Annotated in this window: 9 protein-coding genes; 5 read left to right on the top strand and 4 right to left on the bottom strand. The window is 69.3% G+C overall.

Features of this window, described 5'->3' with window-relative positions:
• Positions 1–332 precede the first annotated feature (332 nt).
• The gene (locus IEZ09_RS12520) at positions 333–1,454 is read right to left on the bottom strand and encodes a cytochrome P450 (protein ID WP_189253804.1); all 1,122 of its coding nucleotides are present in this window, start codon (positions 1,452–1,454) and stop codon (positions 333–335) included.
• 61 nt (positions 1,455–1,515) lie between these two features.
• On the opposite strand from IEZ09_RS12520, the gene IEZ09_RS12525 reads away from it, so the two are divergent.
• On the top strand, positions 1,516–1,965 hold the full coding sequence (locus tag IEZ09_RS12525) for a MarR family winged helix-turn-helix transcriptional regulator (protein ID WP_189253805.1): 450 nt from the start codon (positions 1,516–1,518) through the stop codon (positions 1,963–1,965).
• Here the strand turns inward: IEZ09_RS12525 and IEZ09_RS12530 are convergent.
• Positions 1,958–2,977, bottom strand: coding sequence for a hypothetical protein (locus IEZ09_RS12530; protein WP_189253806.1), 1,020 nt, complete (start codon positions 2,975–2,977; stop codon positions 1,958–1,960). The genes IEZ09_RS12525 and IEZ09_RS12530 overlap by 8 nt on opposite strands.
• Before the next feature lie 18 nt (positions 2,978–2,995).
• On the opposite strand from IEZ09_RS12530, the gene IEZ09_RS12535 reads away from it, so the two are divergent.
• The 3 genes from IEZ09_RS12535 to IEZ09_RS12545 are packed head-to-tail and all read left to right on the top strand — an operon-like array spanning position 2,996 to position 5,484.
• Positions 2,996–3,538, top strand: a complete 543-nt coding sequence (locus IEZ09_RS12535; RefSeq protein ID WP_189253807.1) for a DUF6886 family protein — start codon at positions 2,996–2,998, stop codon at positions 3,536–3,538.
• 18 nt (positions 3,539–3,556) lie between these two features.
• On the top strand, positions 3,557–4,216 hold the full coding sequence (locus IEZ09_RS12540; protein ID WP_189253808.1) for a response regulator transcription factor: 660 nt from the start codon (positions 3,557–3,559) through the stop codon (positions 4,214–4,216).
• Complete coding sequence (locus IEZ09_RS12545; RefSeq protein WP_189253809.1) at positions 4,213–5,484, top strand: sensor histidine kinase; 1,272 nt, start codon at positions 4,213–4,215, stop codon at positions 5,482–5,484. Before IEZ09_RS12540 ends, IEZ09_RS12545 begins: the two co-directional genes overlap by 4 nt.
• On the opposite strand, the gene IEZ09_RS12550 is transcribed toward IEZ09_RS12545, so the two are convergent.
• Positions 5,441–5,926: an SgcJ/EcaC family oxidoreductase gene (locus IEZ09_RS12550; RefSeq protein ID WP_189253810.1), complete on the bottom strand. Its 486-nt coding sequence runs from the start codon at positions 5,924–5,926 to the stop codon at positions 5,441–5,443. The genes IEZ09_RS12545 and IEZ09_RS12550 overlap by 44 nt on opposite strands.
• 122 nt (positions 5,927–6,048) lie before the next feature.
• Here IEZ09_RS12550 and IEZ09_RS12555 point away from each other — a divergent pair, with 122 nt between their 5' ends.
• Positions 6,049–6,426: a PH domain-containing protein gene (locus tag IEZ09_RS12555; protein WP_189253811.1), complete on the top strand. Its 378-nt coding sequence runs from the start codon at positions 6,049–6,051 to the stop codon at positions 6,424–6,426.
• Here the strand turns inward: IEZ09_RS12555 and IEZ09_RS12560 are convergent.
• On the bottom strand, positions 6,384–6,635 hold the full coding sequence (locus IEZ09_RS12560; protein WP_189253812.1) for a hypothetical protein: 252 nt from the start codon (positions 6,633–6,635) through the stop codon (positions 6,384–6,386). The genes IEZ09_RS12555 and IEZ09_RS12560 overlap by 43 nt on opposite strands.
• Positions 6,636–6,842 lie beyond the last annotated feature (207 nt).

Here is a 6,842-nt window from a genome sequence, read left to right on the forward strand (position 1 = left end):
GGTGCAAGAGATTAACCGCCGATCTGACGGTCCGCCGCCCACCCCCACCATTACGCAGGGGCCCACTGACCGGGCCATAGTCACCCATGCGTGGGGGAATGGTCGGACGAACAGCCACATCAACAGTTGACTCTCGGCAATTGTGTGTCCAAGCGTGACCATTGTGCGTCCGGATCGCTGTATTCACCGTGAAGTTCTGTTGCGTCATGACGCAGACGGGTGAATGCAATCACCGGAAGATGTGGGACAAGCAGCGCAATGTGATCCGAAACCGGGCATCACGCTCTGGAGCGCCTCGGGCGTGCACGGTTACTTTATCGATGCGGACCAGGTCATGAGGCCGTCCAGCGCACCGGCAGCTCCGCCACCCCGCCCACCAGCTGCTCCGCCCTGAGGGTGAGCTGCGCCACGTCGACCGCTAGGCCGAACGTCGCGAACCGGGTCACGAGGGCGGTGAAGACCTCCGTCAGCTCGACCCTGGCGAGCGGGGCGCCGACGCAGAACCGCGGGCCGTGGCCGAACGTGAGGTGCGGGTTGGACTCGCGTGGCAGGAAGGCCGCCGGGTCGGGGAAGCGGGTCTCGTCTCGATTGGCCTGGCCGATGCCGAGCAGGACGAGATCACCCGCCGGGATGCGAACGCCCTCGATCTCGATGTCGGACATCGCGTACCTCGGCATGCCGGAGTCGTCCGACCTCGCCGCCACCGGTGAGCGGTGGCGGAGGATCTCCTCGACGACGTCCGGGACGTTCTGCGGGTTTTCGCGCAGTGCGTCCCATTGGCCGGGGTTGAGGCTCAGCAACATGACGCCGCGATCGATGGCGGCGACGGTCGTCTCGTGGCCCGCGAACAGCAGGCCGGCGCTGAGCTGGGCGACCACCTCGTCCTGACCGGGCGGCGTGCCTTCGATGAGGCGGGTGATCACGTCGTCGCCCGGTTCCTTCTTCTTCCGTGCGACCAACTCACCCATGTAGGTCCACAGGCACATGAAGCCTTCCTGGGATTTTTGCGGGTTGTTCAGTGTGCTCATGGCCTCTGACCAGCCCCGGAACGTCTCACGGTCCTCGTACGGGACGCCGAGCAGTTCGCAGATCACCAGCACCGGCAGCGGGAACGACACCGCTTCGTGGAAGTCGGCCGGCTGGGGCAGCGCGACGAGGTCGTCGAGCAGGCCGTCGACGAGGTGCCGCACGCGTGGGCGCAGGGACTCCATGTTCCTGGCGGAGAACGACGGCGCGAGCAGCCGGCGCATCCAGGCGTGGCGCTCGTTCTCCTCCTCTTGCGTGGCCTTGTGCGGCCTGCCGAGCGGTACCGAGTCGACGAACCTCGGCGCGTTGTCGGGATCGGCGTGGCCGCGGCCGAGCCTGCGGTCCGCGAGCAGCGCCCTGACCTGGTCGTAGCCGGTGACCAGCCAGGCTTCGTCACCAGCGGGCGTGGGTACGCGCTTGATCGCCATCTTCGGTTCTCCCCTTGATCCGTCGTATGCGACGCGTCGTATCCAACGTACACTCCAGTCCATGGTTGACAACACCGCTTTCCGGGACGCCGAGGCCGTGATGGCGCACTTGCGCGCGTTGCGGCAGGAGCTGTTGACCACGTCGATGGAGCCGACCGGTGACCGTGCGCGCAGCGGGCTGACCACGCCGCAGATCAGTGCTGTGCACTCGTTGCTGACGGAAGGCCCCGCCACGGTGACCGAGCTGGCGCGGCGGCTGAACCTCTCCCACAGCACCACGTCCGGGATCGTGGACCGGCTGGAGGCGCGCGGGCTGGTGTCGCGGGAGCAGGACGCGAACGACCGCCGCTACACCCGCGTGCAGGTGACCGCGCCCGTGCACCAGTACCGGCAAGATCTGAAGGACGGGCCGTACGGACGGCTCACCCAGGCCCTGGCCGCGGCCTCCCCCGCCGAGCGGAAGGCCGTGCTGGACGGGCTGGAGACGTTGCGGGCGTTGCTGGCTAGGTGAGGCGCCAGAGCCGGTCGCCCGCGATCACGAACACCTGACCGCCGGCCACCTCGGCCGCCTTGACCTCACCCGTCGGGCCGTCAGCCTGCCGTTCGTCCTTTTCGGACACGAGCTTGACGCCGTTGTGGTCGATGAACAGCGTCGGCGTGCCGTTGACGGGCACGGGTGCGGCGAGGTTCTGGTCGTCGCCGACCGGGATGTCCGGGGTCGTGTGCTTCTTCCACTCCGGGCCCGACCACCAGGCGAGCTTGCCCTTGCTGCGGCCCACGACGTGGCAGGTGCCGTCCCAGCAGCGGGCGGCCAGCGCGGCGTCGCCGTCCGGGAGGGTCGCCGTGGTCCAGGTCTTGCCGTCGAACTGCCAGACGGCCGCGCTCACCGTGCCCTTGGCGATCTGCCAGCCGACGACGAGCGCGCCGTCGTCGTTCGGAGTCACGGCGAGCGGGAAGCGCAGGAGTTCCTGCGAGCTCTCCAGGACGGTGCCGGCGGAGGGCTGGCGGCTCCACGTGTCGGCCGCGTACGTCCACACCGCGATGTCGAGGCCCGCCTTGGCGCTCTGCCAGGTGCCGATGATCAACGGTCCCTGCTGGGTGCGGACCACGCCGATCAGCTCGCCCGCGCCGTAGCCGCCGAACGTGCTGAACGCCTGCGGCTTCTCGGTGATCTGGCGGGTGTCGCCGGTCCAGGCGCTCCAGCGGACGTTGCCGTGCGCGCCGCCGCGTTCGCCGCCGACGCCGGTGATGGTGGTGCCGTCGGAGGTGATCCCGTACCAGTGCGCTTCCTTGCCGTACGGGGTGGCCGGGATCAGCCTGGCGTTGCTCAGCGTGCCGTCCTGGGCGCGGGTCACCAGTTCCGGGTGGTCGGCAGGGCGAGTGCCGATTACCAGCGTGTCGTTGTGGGTGGCCAGCGCTTCCGGTGTGGCCGTGAGGCCGACGGCGGTGAAACCGACCGTGTCGCCGGTGCCTGAGGAGCAGCCGGTGAGGACCAGCAAAACCGCGAGCGTCAGCCTCCGCATGCGGGCCAGTATGACCACATGCGCCCCGAACCCGGTCAGGTACTGCACTTTTCGGAGGACCCGACGATCCGGGAGTTCGTGCCGCACCTGGCGGCCACGGCGCGGCAGCCGGGAGAGTACGTGTGGGCGGTGGACCACGGCCGCTCCCCCGACTACTGGTTCCCCCGGCAGTGCCCGCGGGCGATGGCGTGGACGGTCCGGAGTTCCTCGCAGGCGGACCGCGACCGGATCATCGGCCCCGGCTGCGGGACGAGGGTGCACGCCGTCGAGTACGGGTGGCTGGAGCGCATGAGGACGGTGGAGCTCTACGCGTACCGGTTCGACGCGACGCCGTTCAAGCCGTTCGGGGAGGACGGGGACGGGCGCGGTGTCGCGATGGTCGCGACCGAACCGGTGGTGCCGCTGGGACCGCCGGAACGGGTCGGCGATCTCTTCGCGCTGCACGAGGAGGCCGGGATCGCGCTGCGCGTGCTGCCGAACCTGTGGCCGTTCTGGGACGCGGTGACGGTGAGCTCGCTCGGGTGGAGCGGGATCAGGCTGAGGAACGCTCTACCCCGGTGAGTGGAATGATCTGCGCCCATGCGGGTGCTGCTGGTGGAGGACGACGAGCCGATCGCGGAATCGCTCACACGCGGGCTGTCGCGGTACGGGTTCGAGGTGCGGTGGGTGCGGACCGGCGCCGAGGCGCTGGAGGCAGGCGACTTCGCGCTGGTGCTGGTCGACCTCGGACTGCCCGACATGGACGGCCTGGACGTGTGCCGGGAGCTGCGGGCCCGCGGCGACGTGCCGATCATCGTGATCAGCGCGCGGTCCGACGAGGTCGACCGGGTGGTCGGGCTCGAGATCGGGGCCGACGACTACGTCACCAAACCGTTCGGGGTGCGGGAAGTCGTGGCGCGGATGCGCGCGGTGCTGCGGCGCGTGCAGCCGGCCAGGGCCGAACAGGAACCGGTGCAGGAGCACGGGCGGTTGCGGATCGACCGGCGCGGGCGGCGGGTGCACCTCGACGGCGCCGAGGTGGACCTCACGCCGAAGGAGTTCGACCTGCTGGTGTTCCTCGCCGAGGAGCCCGGCGCGGTGTTCACCCGCGAGCAGATCATGGAGGCGGTGTGGGACGAGAACTGGTTCGGTCCCACCAAGACGCTGGACGTGCACGTGGGGGTGCTGCGGCGCAAGCTCGGTGACGCGGCGTCGCTGGAGACCGTCCGCGGCGTGGGATTCCGGCTGGTGCTCACGTGATCCGGCAACTCGTCTGGAGCTACGTGCTGCTGGTCGCGGTGGCGATCGCGGCGTTCACGGTGCCGGTGGCGTTCACGTTGAACCAGCAGCTGTACGACGACGCGGTCAACAGCGCGCGTCGTGAGGCCGAGACCGCCGCGCTGTTGCTGGCCTCGGGCGACACCCGGTCGCTGAACGCTCTCGTGGACGCCTACGAACGGCAGACGCCCGGCCGCATCGACGTCCTCGGACCTGAGGCGCCCGAGGGCGCAGTCTGGGACTCCGAGGGCCTCAAGCTCACCGTGCACGCCAAGAAGCCGGACGGCACGGTCGCCGGCGCGATCCGTCTGTCCTATCCGGACGATCCCATCGTGGACCGGCTCTGGTACATCTGGGGTTTCCGCGCGGCGCTGGCGGTCATGGTGCTGATCGTGGCGGCGTTGCTCGGCGTCTGGCTCGCCCGGCGGGTCACCCGTCCGCTGCGGGAGCTCAACGGGATGGCGGCGCGGTTGCGCGACGGCGACCTGACCGCGCGGGCCGAGGAGACCGGCCCTCCGGAGACCCGGACGCTGGCGCGCACGCTGAACACCGCGACGGAGACGATCGGCACGCTGGTCGGCTCGCAGCGGGCGTTCATCGGTGACGCCTCGCACCAGCTGCGCACACCGCTCACCGCGCTGCGGCTGTCGCTGGACAACGTGGCCGACGGCGTCGACGACCCGCACGTCCGCGAGGACGTCGAGATGGCGACCGCCGAGGTCGTGCGGATGTCACGACTGGTCAACGGGTTGCTGGCGCTGGCACGTGCCGAGGCCAACGTCGCCCACCCCGAGCCCGTGCAGGTGCTCGACGTCGTCAGCGAACGGTTCACCGCGTGGCGGGCGGCCGCCGACGAACGGTCGATCTCCCTGGTGTCCGAGGGGTTCGACATCCGGGTCCTCGCGACGCCGGGGCACCTCGAGCAGGTGCTGGACAACGTGCTGTCCAACGCGCTCGAGGTGTCCCCCGACGGCGGCACGATCCTCGTCCGCACCACCCGGCCCGGCCTGCTGGAGATCATCGACTCCGGGCCGGGGCTGCCGGAGGCCGAGCGGGCACGGGCCTTCGACCGGTTCTGGCGCGGTCAGGGCCTGACCGGCAAGGGCGGCTCCGGACTCGGCCTCGCGATCGTGAAGCAGCTCGTCACCGACGACGGCGGCACGGTGGTGCTGGACGCCGCGCCCGGTGGCGGGTTGTGCGTGCGGATCACGCTTTCTCCGGCATCGCCGACGAGTGGTGGTTCACGATGAGCCACTTGCCGTCGATCTTCTCGTAGACGAACGTGTAGCGGGCGTCCACAGTGGTCGGCTTGCCGTCCTGGGTGAGCGAGAACCGGTAGGTGCCGGCGTCGATCGCGTCGTCGGCGTCCAGCACGGCGACGTGGGAGTCGAGGATCGTGCCGCTCGGCTTGTTCTGCAGGAAGTGCTCGAAGTAGTCGACGATCTCGGCGCGGGTGGACCGCACCTTGTTCGACACCGTGGGCAGCAGAACCGCGTTCGGAGCGTAACGGTCGGCCACCTTCTGGGGGTCACCCGTCGCGAGGGCCGCGTTCCAGTCCGCGAACAGCGCCTTGACCTGGTCCGGCGTCGGCATCGGGTCCTGCTTCGGTGCCTCGGCGGCGTTGCTGGCGCACCCGGTCACCAGCAGAGCAACTCCGGCCAGTGCGGCAACTCCGGCGAGGTGCTTGCGCATCGTCATCTCCATCCCGATCGAGTGGCTGTTGACAACCACTTTCGGGTTAGGCGCGGAAGCGTCCGGGCAGGAGAAGTGCAGGGCGGGGACAAGCTTTCGGAAAGCCTGGTAAATGTGGACGTATGGGACTTCTCAGCGGAATGATGGGGAACGCGTCAAAGCTCGACCCGCGGGCGGCCGCGAAGGAGTTCGGGCGGCTTCTGGCACAGGGGGAACAGCTCCACGCGGCGTATCAGCTGGTGCGGGATTCGTTCCTGTTCACCGACCGGCGGCTCATCCTGGTCGACAAACAGGGCATGACGGGCAAGAAGGTCGAGTACCACTCGGTGCCGTACCGGGCCATCACGCAGTTCTCGGTGGAGACCGCCGGCCACTTCGACCTGGACGCGGAGCTCAAGATCTGGGTCTCGAGCAGTGACGTGCCGATCTCCAAGCAGTTCGGCAAGGGCGTCGACGTCTACGAGGTGCAGGCGCTGCTGGCGGCGTTCGTGGCGCGGTAGGACCGTTCCCGGGTCCTGACCTGGCCGACGCCGGTCGCCGGGCGGGGCTGCGAGCCGAGCGCGACGGCGATCTCGGCCAGTGCCACGAGCAGCGCGGTGACCAGGTGGCTGGTGTCGAGCAGGACGTTCAGCGCGGTCAGGACCGCGGGCGCGAACCGGCTGCGGACCAGCACTCGCGTGATGACGGTGGCGCAGCGGGTGGTGGACATTTCCGTTCCCTTCCAAGGATTTTCCCTTCACCTCTACGTCGAACCGGAGACCGCCGTTTCGACATGCCGGGGCAGAAAATCCGGGCTGCGCAACGAAAAATCCCCCACCGGCACGTGGCCAGCGGGGGATTTCGCTTGTGGGGTCTAGCGCAATGCCGCTAAGTTAAGCGGCCCTGCCGAAGATGTGCAGCTCGGGCGGCATGTCGT

This window comes from Lentzea flava (assembly GCF_014648475.1).
Classification (GTDB): Bacteria; Actinomycetota; Actinomycetes; order Mycobacteriales; family Pseudonocardiaceae; genus Lentzea; species Lentzea flava.

Excerpts from the sequence above, each read along its gene's own strand:
- IEZ09_RS12535 (WP_189253807.1), top strand. The coding sequence starts at position 2,996 with ATGCGCCCCGAACCCGGTCAGGTACTGCACTTTTCGGAGGACCCGACG.
- IEZ09_RS12555 (WP_189253811.1), top strand. The coding sequence starts at position 6,049 with ATGGGACTTCTCAGCGGAATGATGGGGAACGCGTCAAAGCTCGACCCG.
- IEZ09_RS12525 (WP_189253805.1), top strand. The coding sequence starts at position 1,516 with ATGGTTGACAACACCGCTTTCCGGGACGCCGAGGCCGTGATGGCGCAC.
- IEZ09_RS12550 (WP_189253810.1), bottom strand. The coding sequence starts at position 5,926 with ATGCGCAAGCACCTCGCCGGAGTTGCCGCACTGGCCGGAGTTGCTCTG.
- IEZ09_RS12540 (WP_189253808.1), top strand. The coding sequence starts at position 3,557 with ATGCGGGTGCTGCTGGTGGAGGACGACGAGCCGATCGCGGAATCGCTC.
- IEZ09_RS12560 (WP_189253812.1), bottom strand. The coding sequence starts at position 6,635 with ATGTCCACCACCCGCTGCGCCACCGTCATCACGCGAGTGCTGGTCCGC.
- IEZ09_RS12520 (WP_189253804.1), bottom strand. The coding sequence starts at position 1,454 with ATGGCGATCAAGCGCGTACCCACGCCCGCTGGTGACGAAGCCTGGCTG.
- IEZ09_RS12530 (WP_189253806.1), bottom strand. The coding sequence starts at position 2,977 with ATGCGGAGGCTGACGCTCGCGGTTTTGCTGGTCCTCACCGGCTGCTCC.